Consider the following 18,508-nt stretch of genomic DNA (forward strand, 5'->3'; position numbering starts at 1 on the left):
GCCATGACCACCACCACCGGACCCCGCACATCCCTCACCCCGCCGCGCCGGCGCTCGGGCGCCCCGCGCGGCCTGCTCCACACCGGCATCGGCATCGTGCTCGTCGCGATCATGCTGTTCCCCGTCTACTGGATGGTCAACGCCTCCCTCGCCCCTCAGGGCAACAGCCTGAACACGGGCCTGCTGCCCCTGCACCCCGACGTCGGCGGCTACGCCCGCGCCTTCGCCGACCAGGGGCCGAACCTGCTGACCTCGCTCGTCGTCGCGGTGGGCGCGGCGATCCTGTCGCTCGTCATCGCCGCCCCGTGCGCCTACGCCCTCGCCCAGTTCCGCATCCGCGGCACCGCCGTGCTCGTGTTCCTGGTCCTGATCAGCCAGATGATCCCCGGCATCGTGATCGCCAACGCGCTCTACACGGCGTATACGCCGCTGGGCCTGATCAACTCGATCCCCGGCCTGATCCTGGCCGACGCGACCCAGGGCATCCCCTTCTCGATCCTCATCATGCGCGCCTACCTCGAGACGTTCCCGACCTCGATCGTCGAGGCGGCGCGCGTGGACGGCTGCGGGCACCTGCGCGCCTTCGTCTCGATCGTGCTGCCCGTGAGCCGGAACTCGCTGATCACCGCCGGGATCTTCTCGTTCCTCTTCGCCTGGAGCGACTTCCTGATGGCCCTGACGCTGACCACCGGCGAGACCATCCGCCCGGTCACGCTGGGCCTCTACACCTACATCGGCACCAACGACACCGACTGGAGCGCCGTGATGGCGACGGCCGTGATGTCCTCCGTCCCCGCCGTGGTGCTGATGATCGCGGCCCAGAAGTACATCGCCGCGGGCGCCACCGGAGGCGCCGTGAAATGACCGCGCCCTGCTGCCAGCCCGGAACCAGGCCCTGTCCCGGCCCCGCCGCGGGCCGTGCTCCCATGACCCCACCCGAGAGAGGAACCCGATGACCACCACCGCCCCCGCTTCCCCGACGACCGCGCGCCCGCTGCGCGTGACCGTCTGGGGCGAGAACCGCCATGAGCAGCGCGACGCCCGCGTGCGCGAGAACTACCCCGAGGGCATGCACGCCGCGATCCGCGACGCCGTCGCCGAAAACCTCGGTGCGTCCGTGACCACTCGGATCGCCCTGCTGGATGATCCCGAGCACGGGCTCAGCGAGGAGGTGCTCGCCGCGACCGACGTCCTCACCTGGTGGGGGCACATGGCGCACGACGAGGTGAGCGACGAGGTCGCCGAGCGGGTCCAGCGCCACGTGCTCGCCGGGATGGGCCTGGTGGTGCTGCACTCCGGGCACTGGTCCAAGCCGTTCACGCGGCTCATGGGAACCACCTGCACCCTGCGCTGGCGCAACGAGCGCGATCGCGAGCTGGTGTGGACCGTGAACCCCTCGCACCCGATCGCCGCCGGCGTCCCCCACCCGATCGTCATCGACGAGCAGGAGATGTACGGCGAGCACTTCGACATCCCCGTGCCCGACGAGCTCGTGTTCGTCTCCTCCTTCAGCGGGGGCGAGGTGTTCCGCTCCGGCTGCTGCTTCCGCCGCGGCAAGGGCAAGATCTTCTACTTCTCCCCCGGCGACCAGGACTATCCCGTCTACCAGCACCGCGACGTGCGCCGCGTGATCGCCAACGGCGTGGACTGGGCGCGGCCCGCGGCGGCCGACCGCGAGGTGCCCTTCCTGGACCGCTACCCCACCGACTGGTTCCTCACCGGCGACGGCGGGCAGGGAGTGGGAGACGCCGAGGCCGCGGGGAAGGGCGAGTGATGACGCGGACGGATCCCGCCGGGCAGCGCGCGGATGCATTGCCCGTGGTGGTCGTCGGCGCCGGCGGCATGGGCAGGGCGTGGATCTCCACGGTGCTGCGCTCGCGCGATGCGCGCCTGGCAGGAGTGGCCGATGTGATCGACGGGGCCGCGGCGAGCGCCGTCGCGGACCTCGTGCCCGAGGCGAACCGCGGCGCGGTGCGCACCGGCACGGACGCCCTCGAGGTCGCCCGCGCGGCGGGCGCGCAGGCGATCATCGACGTCACCATCCCCGCCGCCCACCACCGCGTGACGGCCGACGCGCTGCACGCCGGATACCCCGTGCTGGGCGAGAAGCCCTGCGCCGCGACCCTCGCGCAGGCGCTCTCGCTCGCCGGGCACGCCGAGGCCACGGGCAGGCTGTTCATGGTCTCGCAGTCGCGCCGCCACAACCCGCACCTGCGGGAGGCGGCCCGGCTCGCCGGCGAGCTGGGCGGCGCGGGCCTCGTCTCCACCCGGTTCTCGCGCGCCCCGCGCTTCGGGGGCTTCCGCGAGGAGATGGCGCAGCCGCTGATCGTGGACATGGCCATCCACGCCTTCGACGCGGCCCGCGTGCTCGTCGCCGGCACCCCCGCATCCGTCACCGCAGTCTCGTACAACCCTGCGTGGAGCTGGTACGACGGGGACGCGGCCGCGACGGTCACGGTGCGCTACGACTCCGGGGCCGTGCACACCTTCGTCGGCTCGTGGTGCTCGCCGGGGCGGGAGACCAGCTGGAACGGCGAGTGGTCGCTCAGCTGCCCGCGCGGCACGGTCGCCTGGGACGGCGAGCGGCCTCCATCGGCCACGACGGAGGACGGCCGGGAGATCCCCGGCCGCGAGCCCGCGGCCGACGCCCTGTGGGAGCTCGACTCCTCGCTCGCGGCCTTCTGCGCAGCCCTGCGCGAGGGCACGACGCCCGAGTCGGAGGTGCACGAGAACGTCTGGACCCAGGCGATCGTCGAGGCGGCCGTCCGCTCGGCCGCGGATGGCCGCACCGTGGACCTCGCCGAGATCATGGACGAGGCGCTCGACGCGGCGCGGGAGCTGGATCACGCCGACGGCCGCAGCAGCGCCCTGGAGTCGTGGAAGACTGGGAGCGCAGGTGGCGGAGCCGTGTGAGGAACGAGCGGAGGGGGCATGCCGGTGAGGAGGAGCGCGCCGACGAGCCAGGACGTCGCGCGCCTGGCGGGCGTCTCCCAGAGCACCGTCAGCTATGTGCTCACCGGTTCCCGGCCGATCTCCGCCGCCACGCGCCGACGGGTCGAGGAGGCCATCGAGAAGCTCGGCTACCACCCGAACTCCGGGGCCCGCGCCCTGCGCTCGCGCCGCAGCGGCGTGATCGGGCTGATGGTGCCCGAGGCCTACGGCAACGATGCGGTGCTGATGCGCTTCGTGGGCGCGATCGCCCGGGAGGCGCAGCGCTTCGGCTACGACATCCTGCTGGTCACGGCGCAGGAGGGCGCCCGGGGCATCCACCGCGTGGTGCGCACGGGCGTGTGCGAGGCTCTGATCCTCATGGAGCTCGGCCGCCACGACGAGCGCGTCGCTGCCGTGGTGGAGGCGGGCCTGCCGTTCGTCCTGATCGGCAAGCCCGTGGGATTCCCCAACGGCAGCGTGGTGGACCTCGACTTCGAGCGCCTGGGCCGGATGGTCGTGGACCGTGCGGCCGACGAGGGCTGCGAGCGCCTGCTGCTGTTCGGCGAGCCCGGGCACCGTCGCCACCGCAATGACGTCTCCCGGTTCCTGCTCGGCATCGAGGAGCAGGGGCAGAGCACGGGCCTCGAGGTCGTGCTCGATGCGGGCGATCTCCCTGACGTCCCCGCCCGCGCCCGCGACCTCGCGCGCGCGGGCAGGCGCACGGCCGTGTTCGGGCTCAACGGCGTCACCGAAGTGCTCTTCGCGACCGCCGCGAGCGGCGCGCTCGCGGACCCTGAGCTGCTGCCCCTCGCGCTCACCGACGAGGACCTCGCCGCCATCAGCCCTCTGCTCGCACGGATCCCCAGGATCGATCCGCGACGCGTGGAGATCAGCGAGCTCGCGGTGCGCGAGCTCGTCCGCCTGCTGCGCGAGGACGGCGCCTCCCCGCGCGTGACGCTCGTGGAGCCGGAGTGGGTGGAGCCGGATCGGGCGGGGCAGAAGCGGCCGGGGCAGGACGGCGGCGAGCACGCCTCGACCCCCACAGGTTAGGCTGACCTCAGCCCTTCGCCCCGGGCCCATCCCCACCCGCCCTCTTCCCGGAAGCCCGAGGCACGATGCCTGCCACGCGCACACGTGACGTCCCCGCGCACGCCGCCGCCCCGCCGCCCGTCGACACCTGGACCGACCCGCTCGAGCGGAAGGCACGTCGCGACGCGAGGCCCTCGGCCGGGTCCGCCGGCGAAGCCGTCGTCGGCCCCGACGCGGACGGCGCCGATGCCGCCGCCGGACCTCAGCCCGTATCCCGACCCGCCCCGCCGCGCACCGCGTGGGCGCTCATCCGCCGCGCCCTGCGCCGGCACCTGGGCGCGGTGATCCCCGGCTTCCTGCTGATGGCGCTGTGGCAGACGTGCGAGGCGGTCGTGCCGATCGCGATCGGCGTGATCGTGGACCGCGCAGTGGTGCCGATGGACCGTCTCGCGCTGCTGATCTCGATGCTCGGCCTGCTCGCGCTTTTCACGGTGCTGTCCTTCTCCTACCGCTTCGGGTCCCGGTGCATGCACTTCTCGCTGCTGCGCGAGGCGCATGCCCTGCGGGTGGAGGTGGCCCGCCACGCCCTGCTCACGCGCGGCGCGCTCAGCGGCAGGCGTCCGGGCGAGGTCCTCTCCCTCTCCACGGCCGACGCGGACGTCGCCGCCACGATCTTCCGCCAGCTTGCCGTCGGCGGATCGGCGGTGGTGGGGCTCGCGGGCGCCTCGCTGTACCTGCTGTGGACGGACGTGCTGGTGGGACTCGTGGTGATCGTCGGCGTGCCGCTCACGCTGCTCGCGATCGCGGGCCCCTCGAAGCTCATCTCACGCAGCAGCGGCGTGCAGCAGGCGGCGATCGCCGAGGCCGGCGCCGTCGCCGGGGACACCATGGGCGGACTGCGCATCCTCAAGGCGATCGGCGGCGAGCGCTGGGCGTCGGCCCGGTACCACGGCACCTCCCGCGAGGCCGCCCACGCGGGAGTGCGCACCGCGGATCTCTCCGGGCGCGTCACGGGACTGGGCACGCTCGCGGTCGCGATCATCCTCGCCGGAGTGCTCCTGCTCGCCGGATGGCGCGTGACCAGCGGCGATCTGAGCGTCGGCCAGCTGGTCTCCATCGTCGGCGTCGCCGCCTTCTTCTCCGAGCCCGTGCAGGCGCTCACCATGACCGTCGCCGTCTTCGCGCGCTCCCACGGCGCCGCCCAGCGCCTCGCCGACTACCTCTCCACCGGTGAGGTCGAGGCCGTCGGCGCCCCCGCCCCCACGAGCTCGGCCCTCGAGATCCGCGGGCTCCCGCTCGATGCGGCCGACGCCGAGGCCCCGCGCACCCTCGACCTCGCGGTCCCACCGGCCGGTCTCGTGGTCATCGACGCCGCGCAGCCCGCCGTCGCGACGCGCGTCGCGGACGCCCTGGCCGGGCACGACGGCGCGGGCCATGTCCTGCTGGGCGGGGCTGACCGCGCCCGCGCGCCCCGGCCGATCGCCCCGCGCATGGTGCTCTCGCCGCACGCGGCCGACCTGTTCGAGGGCACCATCCGCTCCAACATCACCCTCACCCACGGCCTCGAGGCCGACGCTCCCCGCGCGGTCTCCTCCGCGGTCGTCCCCGGGACCTTCTCGGCGACCGCACCGGAGATCTCCCCCGCCGTGCTCGCCGCCTCGGCGACCGACGAGGTGCTCGAGGCCGTCGGCACGGGCCTGGACCACGCGGTCCGCGAAGCGGGAAGCAATATCTCCGGCGGACAGCGCCAGCGCATCGCCCTCGCCCGCGCCCTGCACGCCGACCCCGACGTGCTCGTGCTCGAGGACCCCACGAGCGCCGTCGACTCGGTGACCGAGTGGACGATCGCCCGCGGCGTCCAGGCGCTGCGCGCCGAGCGCGCGACCCTCGTGCTCACCGCCTCCCCCGCCTTCCGCGCCCTCGCCGACCGGATCGTCGAGATCCCCGAGGATGCGGCCCCGACCCAGATCGCGAGCGTGCAGCGATGACGACCAGCACCGCCCCGTCGGCCGAGACAACCCCGTCGGCCACCGCGCCGCTCCTGCCCACGGCCCCGCCCCGGCGCATCCTCGCCGAGATCCGGCCCCTGCTCACGCGGCGACCGCTGCTGCTGCTCGCGATCGTGGCCGCCGGCGTCATCTCCGCGGTCTGCGGGCTGGTGGGCCCCTGGATCGTCGGCGACCTGGTCGACGACCTCACCGCCGATCCGACGATGCGCCCGGTCGTCACCGGCGCGATCTGGGTGCTCGGCGCCGGGATCGTCGGCGGCCTGGCCACGTGGCTCGGCCGCTGGTGGACCTCCTCGCTGGCCGAGCCGGCGGTCGCCTCGCTGCGCGAGGACGTCATGGACGCCGCGCTGTCCGTGGATTCGGCGGTCGTCGAGAGCGGCGGCCGCGGTGACCTCGTCTCCCGTGTCGCCGAGGACTCCCGCGTGGTCACCGATGCGGCCTCGCTGATCCTGCCGATGTTCCTGCAGTCGCTGTTCGTGGTCGTCGTCTCCGCGGCCGGCATGACCGCGGTGGACTGGCGCCTGGGCGTCGCGGGCCTGGTCGCGGTGCCGATGTACTGGCTGACGCTGCGCTGGTACCTGCCCCGGTCAGGGCCGATCTACGCGCAGGAGCGGATCGCCTTCGGGGTGCGCTCGCAGCGGATGCTCGGCGGGATCGGCGGCGCGGCGACGCTGCGCGCCTTCGAGGCGGAGCGCACGGAGCTGGACCGGATCGACGCCGCCTCTTCCCGTGCCCGCGACCTCTCGATCCACGTGTTCCGCTTCCTCACCCGCGCCTTCTCGCGCAACAACCGCGCCGAGGCCGTGACCCTCGTGGTCCTGCTGGTGGTGGGCTTTTTCCTCGTCGAGTCGCGCAGCCTCAGCGCCGGCGGCGTCGCGACCGCGGCCCTGCTCTTCCACCGCCTGTTCAACCCGATCGGCGCGCTCGTGGGCATGTTCGACGAGATCCAGTCCGCCGGCGCCTCGCTCGCCCGCATGGTCGGCGTCATCGACCTTCCGGCCCAAGGGGTCCGCGAGAGCCTGCTGGGTGCCGGAGGGAACGCTGGGGGCGACGAGGGCGCGTCGGCTGACGAGCACGCGCTGGCCGGATCGGCTCGTGCGGAAGGGGCGTCGGTCGCGGCCCCGATCGCCGACACCGCTCCCCTGGTGCTCGCGGGCATCGCCCACGCCTACGCCCCCGAGCGCACGGTGCTCGCCGACGTCGATCTCACGATCGCTCCCGGCGAGGTGGTCGCGGTGGTCGGCGCGACCGGTGCGGGCAAGTCCACGCTCGCCCAGATCGCCGCGGGCATCGTCCCGCCCAGCACCGGCAGCGTGCGCCTCGGCGCGGACTCCGTGCGCGAGATCCCCGCCCGCGAGCTGCGCCGACGCGTGGCGATGATCAGCCAGGAGGTGCACGTCTTCCACGGCACGGTCGCGCAGAACGTGCGCCTTCCCCGCCCCGAGGCCGACGACGCCCAGGTCGAGGGTGCGCTCGCGCACGTGGGCGCCCTCGAGTGGGCGGCGGCGCTGCCGGAGGGGCTGGCGACCCCGGTCGGCGAGGGTGCGCACCGGCTGACGGCGATGCAGGAGCAGATGCTCGCGCTCGCCCGCATCGTGCTCGCGGCCCCCGACTTCGTGGTCCTCGACGAGCCGACCGCGGAGGCCGGATCCTCCGGGGCGAGGGCCCTGGAGTCCGCGGCCGAGGCGGTGCTCGCGGGCCGCGGCGGGCTGGTCGTCGCCCACCGGCTCTCGCAGGCCGCGTCGGCCGACAGGGTCGTGGTCATGGAGCAGGGGCGGATCGCCGAGATCGGCCGCCACGAGGACCTTGCCCGCGGAGACGGCCTCTACGCCCGACTGTGGGAGGCGTGGACGGCGCGCTGATCGGGCGCGGGGCACGCACCTGGACGCCCGCGAGCTGAGATCGTCACCAGGCATTGCCAGCACCGAAGTCACGGACGGGCCGCTGGTGAGGAGCCGTGGCAATATTGCCCCGGCTCCTCACCAGCGGCCCATCCGCGACAGGACATTCGGTGAGAGAACGCGACGGACGAACTGATCGAGCCCCCGGATCAGACCTCGGCGAGTGCGACCGGCTGGCCCGTGCGCACGGACTCCTGGGCTGCGGCGACGATGCGCACGGTGCGCAGGCCGGCCTCACCGCTCGGCTCGACACCGCTGCTGCTTCCCCGGTGCACTGCGGCGAGGAACGCATCGAGCATGAGCGCATCGAGGTCCGCGCCGTAGGGCAGCCACTGGCCGAATCCGCCCACGTGCTGCGAGAACGGGTCGACGGTGAGCTGTCCCTGGGTGCCGACGGCCTGGAGGGTGACGCCGCCCCAGGTGGGGGCGTCGGCCGACTGCGACCAGGAGCAGTCGATGGTCGCGACCAGCCCGTCGGCGTAGGTGAGGGTCACGAGTCCGCCGGTCTCGGCGCCGTCCCCGGCGCGATCGGCGAAGAGGATCCGGTTGGTGACGGCGTGGACGGTCTCCGGTTCCCCGAACACGGAGTCGAGGATCTGGGCGATGTGGACGGTGTGGTCCACGAGCGCGCCGCCCCCGGAGAGCTCGATGTCGGTGAACCAGTCGCGCCCCGTGGGCAGTTTGCCGTTGTTGGTGCCGGTCACGCCCACGACCTCGCCGAGACCGCCGTGGGCGACAGCATCGCGCAGCGAGGCGACCTGCGGGGCGAAGTGCACGGGGAAGGCGGTCATGAGCAGCACTCCCGCCTCGCGGCAGGCCTCGACCATCTGCTGGGCGTCGACGACGGTGGTCGCCAGCGGCTTCTCGCACAGTACGTGCGCGCCGCGCCGCGCGGCCTCGAGGACGAGGTCGCGGTGGTGCGCGTTGGCGCTGGTGACGACGACGGCGTCGGGCCCGGTCGTCCCCCCGCCCCACGCGTCGAGCGCCTCCTCGTGGCTGCCGACGATCCGCGAGCGGTCGGAGACGCGCACGTCGCCGAAGCCGTCGGGGTCGGAGACGACGAGGTCGACGTCCTCGCGCGCGTCGAGCAGGGCCGCATAGCCGGCGGCGTGGGTGTGGGCGCAGCTGAGCAGGGCGATGCGCAGAGGGCGGTCCGGGGCGCGCCCCTGTTCGCCCGCGTGGTGTGCCGCCTGATCGTCCGCCCGGTCGTCCGTGGTCAGCATGCGATCCTCCGTCCGGACGCGATGGATTCGAGGGCAGCGAGCGCGACCTCGACCGCGGTGACGCCGTCGGCCCCGCTCACGCGCGGCGTCGCACCGGACTCGAGCGTGGCGACGGCGTCGAGGATCTCGAGGGCGTAGGGGCTGGTCATGCCGGAGACATCCGGAAGGTAGTCGCCGTCTGCGCCGCGCCGGGCGGCGGCGACCTCGTCACGGATCACGCCGTCCCCGCTCGCGGAGTCGTACTCGAGGCGTCCGCCGTCGCCGGCGAGGGAGAAGGTGTAGCGGAAGACGGTCCCGGGAGCGCCCCAGAGACCGCGGCAGTGGCTGATCGCCCCGCCGGTGTGCGTGAGGACCACGTGCGCGGTGCGCAGGGAGCCGTCCTCGCCGCGCCGGTTCTGCTGGGCGAACACGGAGGCCACGGGACCGGCCATCCAGATCGCCTGGTCGATGTCGTGGATCATCTGGTCCATGACGATGCCGCCCGAGCGGGACTCGTCGGCGAACCACGGCTGCTTCGGCATCGCGCCGGTGCGCTCGAAGCGCAGCACGGCGGGGGCCCCGATCGCGCCACGCTCGATCGCGGCCTTCGCCGCCGCGTACTGCGGGAAGAAGCGGACCACGTGCGCGGGGAACAGCAGGCGGCCGACGCGCTCGGCGTGCTCGACCAGCGATCGGGCGTCCTCGGCGCGCAGCGCGAGCGGCTTCTCGCAGACCACGTCCCGGCCGGCGTCGAGGGCCCGGTGGACGATCTCGGGGTGGCTCGGGGTGGGGGTGCAGACGTCGACGACGTCGACCGCGGCGAGCAGGTCGTCGAGGTTCTCGTGCACGATGGCGCCGAACTGCTCGGCGAAGGCGTCCGCGCCCTCGAGGCTGCATGCGTGCAGCTCGGCGCCGGCGTCGATCCAACCGGGGGCATGCGCACGGGAGATCCCGCCTGTGCCGATGATGCCGGCGCGCAGGCGGCCGACGGGTGGGGCAGTCATCTCGCTCCTCAGAGGGGTCGTCGCGGAGGGTGCCGTGGCTCACTCGGCTGGTCCTCGAATCTACCGTCGGGCCCGGCGCCCGGCAACACGACCCGCAGCCCGTCCGACTGCCGGGCACGGATGCCCACGCATAGGCTGAGCATGCGCCGGGATCGCAGAGGGAGGCGACGATGTCGACGACGGAGAAGCATCCGCGCGAGCTGCTGTGCTCGGCCGCCCCGGGCACGGATCGAACCGCACGGGGTGACCACGGAGGTGCCCCTCGCCCGAGCGTCCTCACTCCTCGCGACGTGCCGCTCGGCGGGCCGCGCGCGATGACCGTGCGGCGCACCCTGCCGCAGCGGGCCCTCTCGCTCATCGGCCCCTGGTGCTTCCTCGACCATTTCGGTCCGGACGACGTCGCCGCGACCGGCGGCATGGCCGTCCCCCGCCACCCGCACACGGGGCTGGCGACGGTGACGCTGCTGTTCGAGGGGCAGATCGACCACATCGACTCCACGGGATTCTCGAACACGGTGCGGCCGGGCGAGGTGAACCTGATGATCGCCGGCCGCAGCGTCTCCCACTCGGAGTTCTCGACGGCGAGCACCACCGTGCTGCACGGCGTCCAGCTCTGGTACGCGCTGCCGGAGCCCGAGCGGTTCGGCGCGCCCGCCTCCCAGCACCACGTGGCTCCGCTGATCGACATCGGCGGCGCCGCGGTGCGCACCTACCTGGGACGGCTCGCCGGCAACGGCCCCTCCGCCCCCATCGCCACCCGCACCCCGGCCCTCGCCGCCGAGCTCCTGCTCCCGGCACGCGCGCACCTCGAGCTCGCCCTGGACCCGACCTTCGAGCACGGCGTGCTCGTGGACACGGGGACTGCGCGCGTAAGCATGGATGCGGGCGAGCTCGCGGGAGTGGGCACGCGTTCGGGCCTGGGCACGGGCGCTGGTGCAGGCATGGACGGCGACGGCACCGTCGACCTCCCTGCCGACCATCTCGCGCATATCGCCGAGGGCACCCGCGCGCTGAGCGTCGACGCCGGTACGGAGCCGGCGCGCCTGATCCTGCTCGGCGGGCCGCCGTTCCCCGAGGAGATCGTCATGTGGTGGAACTTCGTGGGCCGCTCCCACGAGGAGATCGCCCGGTTCCGAGCGCAGTGGCAGCGCGAGATCGGACGGGAGGACTCTTCCGTGGGGCCCGGGACGACCGGGCCCCGGACGACCCCTCCGGCGGCCCCGTCGGCGGCCCCGTCCGACAATTCCCGGTTCGGTCCCTTCCCCGAGGGCACGCCCGCTCCCCTGCCGGCGCCCACGCTCCCGAACGCACGCATCACGCCCCGCCGTCAGCCCCGTAGGCCCCCAGAACCGCACGAAGGAGACCCCCGATGAGCGAGAGCCCGACCCCCGAGCAGCCCGACGCACCGAGCACGGCCTCGCAGGAAGCCACCCCGCGCGACGCCTCCCCGCAGGAAGCCGCCCCGCCCGCGGCGGAGGAGGACGGCACGCCCGACCGCGCCTTCATCCGCGACAACCCCGAGAAGCGCCGGTTCGACGTCTTCGTCGGCGAGCACCACGCCGGGTTCTCGAAGTATCGCGACGTCGACGGCGACGACGCCTCGCAGCGGATCTTCTTCCACACGGTCGTCTTCGACGAGTACGAGGGCCGCGGACTCGCCTCGACCCTCACCCGCACGGCGCTCGAGCAGACCGTGCGCGAGGGCCGTCGGATCGTGCCCGTGTGCCCGTACGTCGCCCGCTGGGTGGAGCACCACGACGAGGCCGCCCCGCACGTCGACGCGGTCCGCCCCGAGCACCTGGCCGCGATCGAGCAGGTCTGAGCGGGGCCGTCAGGCCCGGGAGTCGACCGGCGCCCAGTCCCTGTGCGCCGTGGTCTCGCCGACGCCCGCGTTGAACATGTTGCGCGGGTCCATCTCGCGGAAGTGGTCGACCATCGGCTCGGGCGCGGGGTAGATGCGCCCGTAGTTGTGCTCGGCGGGGACGGCGGCGCCGCGGTCCTCGAGCAGCGTCGTCATCCGCTTCTTGAGGGCCACGGGGTCCACGCCCGCCTTCGCCACGTGGTCCTGGTGCAGCACGTGGCAGAAGAAGTGCCCGAAGTAGACGCTCTCGAGCAGCTGGTCGGCGATCTCCGGGGGCAGCACCTCGAGCCAGTCCTCGTCGTCGCGGCGCAGGGCGACGTCGAAGGTCACCATGGCCGACGCCTCCTCGCGGTGCATCGTGAAGTACCGGCCGGCGGCGCTGGCGACGCCGAAGCGGATCAGGGTGGCGCTCTGGGCCTCGTCGGCGTCGCACTCGAAGAACTCGCCCTCGTGCTCGGGCGCGGCGAAGAAGTCGGTCAGCAGGCGCTGCGTGGCCTCGCGCTCGCTGCCGCTGACCACGAGCAGCAGGTGATGGGCGAAGCGGTCGCGGAAGCCCAGAAGACGCTTCGGGAGCTTCTCGGGGATCAGGCCGAACAGCTTCTGGGAGATCTCGTCGGCGACCGAGGGTCCGAAGCCGGGGAGCTTCTCGAACACGCCGTTGGCCCAGCTCTTGAGGGCGAACATGCGCACCAGGGTGCGGCTGCCGGCGTGCTTGAGGGACACGTAGGTGTCCTTGCCGTACTCGGCGGCGAGGTCGAAGGCATGGGAGCTCATGTACTCCCCGGAGATCGGCAGCGGGCCGTCGGCGGCCAGGAAGGTGCGGCGCAGGGCCTCGAGGTCGGCGGGGCGGTCGGTGCCGATGTAGAAGGTGGCCTTGTCCTTCTCGAGCGGGAACGTGCGGGTGCGCACCGCGAACACCATGAGCTTGCCGGCGCAGCCCGAGGCCTCGAACAGGAACTTCGGGTTCGCGTTGTAGCGGGCGGGGGTGTCGACGATCTCGCGCACATGCTCGGCGTAGTCGGTGCCGGTCGAGTCCTCCGGCGGCGCCGTGACGTCGGCCGGATCCCAGTCGCCGCGCTGGAGCCTGTCGAGCACGTGGGTGGGGTCGGTGCCGAGGTCGATGCCCAGGTGGTTGACCAGGTGGATCGTGCCGTCCGCGTCGACCTGGGCGAACAGCGCGTGCTCGGTGAACGCGGGGCCCTTGCGGATCTGGCTGCCGCCGGAGTTGTTCGCGATCCCGCCGACGACGGAGGCTCCGATGGAGCTCGAGCCGATGACCGAGTGCGGCTCGCGGCCGTGCTCGGCGAGGGTCTCCTCGAGCTCGAAGAGGGTGGCGCCCGCCAGGCAGATCGCCTCGCGGGCGTCGTTGATGAGGTGGATCTGGTCGATCCGCAGCGTGGAGATGATGACGATGTCGCGGTCGTAGTCCTGATCGCCCGGGCCGGAGCCGCCGGTCAGGCCGGTGTTGGCCGCCTGGGTGATGACGATCAGGTCATGGTCGACGCACACCTGCAGGGCGCGCCACATGTCCACGAGGGAGGCGGGGCGCAGCACCGCGAGCACGTCGCCGGAGCCGAAGCGGTCGCCGGTCGCGTAGGGGGCGGTGGCGCGCTTCGAGGTGAGCACGTGCTTGGAGCCCATGATCTGGGCGAACGCGTCGAGGGCCTGCTGGGACCCGGCGCTCGAGGATCCCTGGTTCCGCCGTGTGCTCATGTCCGTCTGCTCCATCGCTGTCGGGGGTGAAGATGATGCCGCAAGGGGCCGGGGCCAGCGTAGCCATCGAACGACGCGGCGCACGCGGATGGCGAGGGGCGTTCTCGGAGCGCGAGAGGCGGGGCGCGAGAAGCGGGGCGCGCCTCACTCCCCCGGACGCAGGGACTGCGGGGCACGGGCATCCCAGGCGTCCTCGAGCACCTCGCGAAGGTCCTCGTCCTCGAGGGTCTCCAGGCGCACCAGCACGCTCGGGTGGTCGCGGTAGTGGTCGGTGGTGAAGAAGCGGTCGGGACGGGCGGCGATGAGGGCCTCGCGCTCACCGACGTCATGGCACCAGGCCACGAGGATCTCCGCATCGGGGCCGACGATCCCGTCCGCGATCTCGGCGCGGCGCGGCCCGCGGACGGTCGCGAAGACTTTGCCCGCCGCGCGGAAGGCCGGGGATCCATAGGAGGTCGACTCCTCGACCTCCGGCAGGGTGATCGCGAGGCGGCGGACGTCATCGAGCATGCTCATCGGGGTCTCCTTCGACCGGGAGCGGGACGCGTTCGGGGCGTGCCCGGTCCGGGGCGGACCGGACGCGGACCCGGTGCGTCGGCGCGGGCCGGACGCGTGCGCTCCGGCCAGGATCGCACGGTCCACATCCTGGGGTGCGCTCGATGGCGCTGAGCTGGGTTGATACGTTCGAGGCACCGGCGGCAGGACGCCGGAACGACGCGAAGGAGCTGCCCCGATGACCGTCATCGTCACCGCCGTGTTCTACCCCAAGGCCGGGAAGAAGCAGGAGCTGGTCCAGGCCATGCAGCGCGGCATCGCCGCCGTCCACGAGGAGCCCGGCTGCGAGCTCTACTCGATCCACGATGCCGAGGACGGCACCATCACCATGATCGAGAAGTGGACGAGCGCCCAGGACCTCGACACCCATGGCGCGGGCGAGGCCGTCGGCATCCTCAACGGGGACATCGCCGAGCTCATCGAGAAGCCCACCCTGGTCACCCGCATGACTCCCCTGCCCTCCGGCACCGAGGCGCAGGGCGCGATCTGAAGGACCTGAGGGCTCTGCAGGACCTGACCGGGAGCGGGACCTCCCCTGCGGTTCGACGCCGAACCTGACTCCCGGCGCCCTCGCACTCCCGGCACCCCCTTCGGCGCCTTCACATGCACGGTCTCGACCGTCACCGTGCACCACGCGTAGTCATAGGTCGGGTCGCGTGCTCTATTCGTCACGACCCGACCTCTGGCTACGCGAAGTGCACGCCCCTGCCGGAGACGAGGGGGCCGGCAGGCACGAGCGAGCCCCGGATCGCGCCCCTCACCCCGTCGGCACCCGCAGCAGACGGTCGTCGCCGTCGGCGGGCGAGCCGCGGCCGTCCGTGTTGTTCGTGAGCACCCACAGGGAGCCGTCGGGCGCGATGACGACGTCTCGCAGACGGCCGTAGTCCCCCGCCAGCCGCGGCGTCGAGGTCGAGAGGTCGCTCAAGGGGACGTCGATGAGGCGCTCGCCGCGCAGAGCGGCGATGTGGATCGTGCCGTGGGAGATCGCGATGCCGCTCGGGCTGGCCTCCGAGGGATGCCACTGCTGGCGAGGATCGACGAGGCCGTCCTCGTGGGCGATGCCCTCGGCCGTGGGCCATCCATAGTTCTCCCCGGCCTCGATGACGTTGAGCTCGTCCCAGGTGTCCTGCCCGAACTCGCTCGCGTACATCGTGCCGTCCTCGTCCCACGCGATGCCCTGCGGGTTGCGGTGCCCGAAGCTGAACACGGGCGAGGCCGGGAACGGGTTGTCGTCCGGCACGGACCCGTCGGGATCGAGGCGGAGGATCTTCCCGGCCAGGGCGTCGACGTCCTGCGCTGCGTCCCTGTCCCCGGCATCACCGGCCGTCGCGTAGAGCTTCCCGTCCGGTCCGAAGGCGAGCCGCCCGCCGTTGTGGTTCGCGGCCGATGGGATCCCGTCGAGCAGCGTCGTCGCCTCGCCGAGGTCCAATGAGCCGGGCTCGCCGGTGATCTCGAAGCGCTGGATCCGGTTGCCGTCCGCGGAGGTGGAGTGCGCGAACAGCGTCCCGTCGCGCACGGCGATCCCCAGCAGCCCGGCCTCGCCCTGCGGGGTGACGCCGGGGATCGTCGCGACGGTGCGCAGGGACCCGTCCGGTCTCCGTTCGAGGATGCGGGCGCTGCCGCGCTCGCTGATCAGCGGAGCCTCCCCGTGGAATGCGATCGACCAGGGCGCCTCGAGGCCCTCGGCGAGGACCTCGACGCCCTCGGGGCTCTGCGAGGTCTGACCGCCTCCGCCCGACGGGGACCCGCCGCCGTCGGATGTGCGATCCTCGGCCCCGTCCCCTCGCGGTGCTGTCCCGGTATCGGCGCAGGCGGCCAGGCCGCCGAGTGCGACGAGGGCGGCCGCCGCGGCGGTCCGGCGGGTCGGTCGCGGTGCGCCGTCGGCGCGCTCATGGTGCGGGTGCTCGGTCGTGGCCATGCCGCCTCCTCGCGGTTCAGCGTGCTTCCGCGATCATCCTCGTGATCCAGTCGGGATGCACCCTCCCGCCGAGCGTCTCCAGTGCAATGCGCGGTCGCAGCCACACGGGTTCGTAGGTGCCGTGGACCTCGGTGTCCCGTGCGGTCTCGGGCCCGCCGAGGTGCAGGGCGGGCGTGCGCCGGGCGCGGGCGAGGAAGATCCACTGCTCGCCCTCGACGACGACGCTGCTGGTCAGGAGGTCCACGTCGTCGCCCGTCAACCCGGTCTCCTCGATGAGCTCGCGCAGCGCGCCGGACAGCGGATCGGCATCCTCGGGCTCGAGGCCGCCGCCGGGGAGCACGGCACAGGGCTCGCGGCCGGGACGAGTGCGGAGGATCGCCGCGATCGCCGAGTCATCGGGCGAGAGGACGAGCATCCGCGCCCGTGCGGGTGCCGCGGCCGGGGTCTGTGCAGCAGCCTGGGCCGGGGTCATCGCCGCGCCCACGGCAGCCGCCCCGCCCCCGGTGCCGGCTCCGACTCCGACTCCGACTCCGACTCCATCCGACTCAGCCCGTCGGACCGCGACATCGGCGTCCCAGAACAGGCCCTCGCCCCCGTGCCTTCCGTCCCCGCTGACCATGCGCTCGATCCTGCCATGCGGCCGCCCGCCCAGCGCCGCCTCCATCACCCGGCGCCGGTCGTGCCGCGCGGTACGGTCCGCCGCCCAGCGCGGCAGAGCCGCCCGATACGGGCTGCGCCACAGCGGCTCCCCGGGGACACACCCCTCCCCTAAAATGTCCAGACATGGAGACTTCTTCGTCCGAGCCGGTCATGTCCTTCCGCACCCGCAAGTGGGTGCGCCCCGAGGATCTCAACGCCAACGCCACCCTCTTCGGCGGCAGCCTGCTGCGCTGGATCGACGAGGAGGCCGCGGTCTACGCGATCATCCAGCTGGGCCATCAGCGCGTGGTCACGAAGTACATGTCGGAGATCGTCTTCGTCTCCTCGGCGCGTGAGGGCGATATCGTCGAGATCGGCCTGGTCGCGACGAAGTTCGGCCGCACGTCCCTCACGATGCGCGCCGAGGCCCGGAACCTGTTCACGCAGCAGAGCATCCTCACGATCGACGAGCTCGTGTTCGTCAACGTCGATGCGGACGGGCGGCCCGCGCCGCACGGCTACACGGAGATCACCTACGACCGCGATCGGGTGCCGCGGGGCGACCTGCAGCGCTGAGCCGTCGGCCGACGGCAGCGACGAGGAAGGGAGGCGAGGTGCGCGGGATCGACGCCGACACCCTCGGTCTGGACGGACGCTGGTTCGACCCCGTCTGGCGCATCGAGATCGAGCTGATGCCGCTCGAGCTCGAGCTGCTGGACGCCTGGTGGGTGCGGCGCCTCGCCTTCATCGCCCACGCGGGCATCGCCTCGTTCACCACCACGCAGAGCTACACGCGCATCGAGCACTCCCTGGGCGTCCTCGCCCTCACCGCGCACTTCGCGCCGGATGATCGCGCGGCCCGGGCGACGGCCCTGCTCCACGACATCGGGCATCTGCCCTTCAGCCACACCCTCGAGGGCATCGCCGGGCTCGACCACCACAGGATCGGCCGGGAGCGGATCACCGAGCTCGATCCCATGCTGCGGCGCCACGGCCTCGATGCCGCGGAGGTCATCGCGATCGACGAGGGCACGCATCCCTCGCCCCTGACCAACGCGTCCGGCGCCCTCAAGCTCGACCACCTCGACTCGTTCCTGCGCAGCGGCCAGGCGCACGGGCGCACGCGGACTCCCCCGCGCGAGATGCTCGAGCGGCTTCGACTGGTCGACGGCGCGGTGGACACCGACGAGGCCACCGCGCACGAGCTCGCGGACCTCATCGCCGCGGAGGCCCGCCACCAGCGCGCACCGTCCAACATCGTCCCGATCGCCGTGCTGAAGCACCTGGTCACGACTGCTCTCGAGAACGGTTCGGGCTTCGACGCGGAGCACCTCGCGCTGTTGACGGACGGTGAGCTCTGGGCCGCACTCCTGGCCGATCCCGCAACGCGCGAGCTGACTCTGGAGCTGCGGGCGCACCCGCAGCGCTGGCACCTGGTCCCGTCGGCCGCCCGAGGCATCCCCGCCGGCGCCGCCACCGCCGATGGCGCCTCCGCCGACAGCACCTCCGCCGACGGCACCTCCGCCGACGGCGCCCCGGAGGCGCTGGACGTGCACATCCGCCGCGGCTACCTCGCGCTGCCCACGGTCGACGGGTCCGCGTTCACCGACCCGCAGATCACGGCCCTCGAGGACGCACTGCCGCTGCACCTGCGCGTCGTGCGCGCCTGAGCGCCGAGCCCCCAGGGCCACTCGAGCATTCCGGAACGCCCGAGCACCTCGGACCACCCGAGCGTCCGGACAGCAG

The 18,508-nt window shown here is 73.0% G+C and carries 17 protein-coding genes; 11 read left to right on the top strand and 6 right to left on the bottom strand.

Translation table 11 applies throughout. The annotated features are described in order from the left end of the window. Nucleotides 1–3 precede the first annotated feature (3 nt). From FHG10_RS16860 to FHG10_RS16885, 6 genes are all read left to right on the top strand, one after another. Nucleotides 4–864: a carbohydrate ABC transporter permease gene (locus FHG10_RS16860; protein ID WP_406565172.1), complete on the top strand. Its 861-nt coding sequence runs from the start codon at nucleotides 4–6 to the stop codon at nucleotides 862–864. Between the two features lie 88 nt (nucleotides 865–952). Further along, nucleotides 953–1,774: a ThuA domain-containing protein gene (locus FHG10_RS16865; protein ID WP_152354531.1), complete on the top strand. Its 822-nt coding sequence runs from the start codon at nucleotides 953–955 to the stop codon at nucleotides 1,772–1,774. Further along, nucleotides 1,774–2,913 (top strand): Gfo/Idh/MocA family protein, encoded by a 1,140-nt coding sequence (locus FHG10_RS16870; protein ID WP_152354532.1) that lies wholly within the window; start codon nucleotides 1,774–1,776, stop codon nucleotides 2,911–2,913. The genes FHG10_RS16865 and FHG10_RS16870 overlap by 1 nt, the downstream gene beginning before the upstream one ends. 18 nt (nucleotides 2,914–2,931) lie before the next feature. Further along, nucleotides 2,932–3,981: a LacI family DNA-binding transcriptional regulator gene (locus FHG10_RS16875; protein WP_152354533.1), complete on the top strand. Its 1,050-nt coding sequence runs from the start codon at nucleotides 2,932–2,934 to the stop codon at nucleotides 3,979–3,981. Nucleotides 3,982–4,046: 65 nt separating this feature from the next. Then, entirely contained in the window at nucleotides 4,047–5,948 is a 1,902-nt protein-coding gene (locus FHG10_RS16880; protein WP_227488344.1) for an ABC transporter transmembrane domain-containing protein, read from the top strand. Next, nucleotides 5,945–7,831, top strand: a complete 1,887-nt coding sequence (locus FHG10_RS16885) for an ABC transporter ATP-binding protein (protein WP_152354534.1) — start codon at nucleotides 5,945–5,947, stop codon at nucleotides 7,829–7,831. Before FHG10_RS16880 ends, FHG10_RS16885 begins: the two co-directional genes overlap by 4 nt. 188 nt (nucleotides 7,832–8,019) lie before the next feature. Here the strand turns inward: FHG10_RS16885 and FHG10_RS16890 are convergent, their stop codons facing one another. Both FHG10_RS16890 and FHG10_RS16895 read right to left on the bottom strand, forming a co-directional pair. After that, complete coding sequence (locus FHG10_RS16890; RefSeq protein ID WP_152354535.1) at nucleotides 8,020–9,093, bottom strand: Gfo/Idh/MocA family protein; 1,074 nt, start codon at nucleotides 9,091–9,093, stop codon at nucleotides 8,020–8,022. Beyond that, nucleotides 9,087–10,076, bottom strand: a complete 990-nt coding sequence (locus tag FHG10_RS16895; protein ID WP_152354536.1) for a Gfo/Idh/MocA family protein — start codon at nucleotides 10,074–10,076, stop codon at nucleotides 9,087–9,089. The genes FHG10_RS16890 and FHG10_RS16895 overlap by 7 nt, the downstream gene beginning before the upstream one ends. Before the next feature lie 170 nt (nucleotides 10,077–10,246). Here FHG10_RS16895 and FHG10_RS16900 point away from each other — a divergent pair, with 170 nt between their 5' ends. Next, on the top strand, nucleotides 10,247–11,449 hold the full coding sequence (locus tag FHG10_RS16900; RefSeq protein ID WP_152354537.1) for a pirin family protein: 1,203 nt from the start codon (nucleotides 10,247–10,249) through the stop codon (nucleotides 11,447–11,449). After that, entirely contained in the window at nucleotides 11,446–11,898 is a 453-nt protein-coding gene (locus FHG10_RS16905; RefSeq protein ID WP_152354538.1) for a GNAT family N-acetyltransferase, read from the top strand. The genes FHG10_RS16900 and FHG10_RS16905 overlap by 4 nt, the downstream gene beginning before the upstream one ends. 9 nt (nucleotides 11,899–11,907) lie before the next feature. Here FHG10_RS16905 and dld read toward each other — a convergent pair whose 3' ends face one another. After that, the gene (dld, locus tag FHG10_RS16910) at nucleotides 11,908–13,650 is read right to left on the bottom strand and encodes a D-lactate dehydrogenase (protein ID WP_152354539.1); all 1,743 of its coding nucleotides are present in this window, start codon (nucleotides 13,648–13,650) and stop codon (nucleotides 11,908–11,910) included. Between the two features lie 144 nt (nucleotides 13,651–13,794). After that, nucleotides 13,795–14,166 (bottom strand): MmcQ/YjbR family DNA-binding protein, encoded by a 372-nt coding sequence (locus FHG10_RS16915; protein WP_152354540.1) that lies wholly within the window; start codon nucleotides 14,164–14,166, stop codon nucleotides 13,795–13,797. 217 nt (nucleotides 14,167–14,383) lie between these two features. On the opposite strand from FHG10_RS16915, the gene FHG10_RS16920 reads away from it, so the two are divergent. Next, nucleotides 14,384–14,695 carry a putative quinol monooxygenase gene (locus FHG10_RS16920; RefSeq protein WP_152354541.1) on the top strand — a complete coding sequence of 104 codons (312 nt, stop codon included), beginning with the start codon at nucleotides 14,384–14,386 and terminating at the stop codon, nucleotides 14,693–14,695. Nucleotides 14,696–14,962: 267 nt separating this feature from the next. Here the strand turns inward: FHG10_RS16920 and FHG10_RS16925 are convergent, their stop codons facing one another. After that, nucleotides 14,963–16,123 (bottom strand): PQQ-dependent sugar dehydrogenase, encoded by a 1,161-nt coding sequence (locus FHG10_RS16925; protein ID WP_152354542.1) that lies wholly within the window; start codon nucleotides 16,121–16,123, stop codon nucleotides 14,963–14,965. A 16-nt stretch (nucleotides 16,124–16,139) separates the two neighbouring features. Next, entirely contained in the window at nucleotides 16,140–16,595 is a 456-nt protein-coding gene (locus FHG10_RS16930; RefSeq protein ID WP_227488345.1) for an NUDIX domain-containing protein, read from the bottom strand. A 311-nt stretch (nucleotides 16,596–16,906) separates the two neighbouring features. Between FHG10_RS16930 and FHG10_RS16935 the strand changes: the two genes are divergently transcribed. Further along, nucleotides 16,907–17,338 (top strand): acyl-CoA thioesterase, encoded by a 432-nt coding sequence (locus FHG10_RS16935; RefSeq protein ID WP_152354543.1) that lies wholly within the window; start codon nucleotides 16,907–16,909, stop codon nucleotides 17,336–17,338. A 38-nt stretch (nucleotides 17,339–17,376) separates the two neighbouring features. Further along, on the top strand, nucleotides 17,377–18,432 hold the full coding sequence (locus tag FHG10_RS16940; RefSeq protein ID WP_152354544.1) for an HD domain-containing protein: 1,056 nt from the start codon (nucleotides 17,377–17,379) through the stop codon (nucleotides 18,430–18,432). Nucleotides 18,433–18,508 lie beyond the last annotated feature (76 nt).

Source organism: Brachybacterium subflavum, assembly GCF_009299795.1.
Classification (GTDB): Bacteria; Actinomycetota; Actinomycetes; order Actinomycetales; family Dermabacteraceae; genus Brachybacterium; species Brachybacterium subflavum.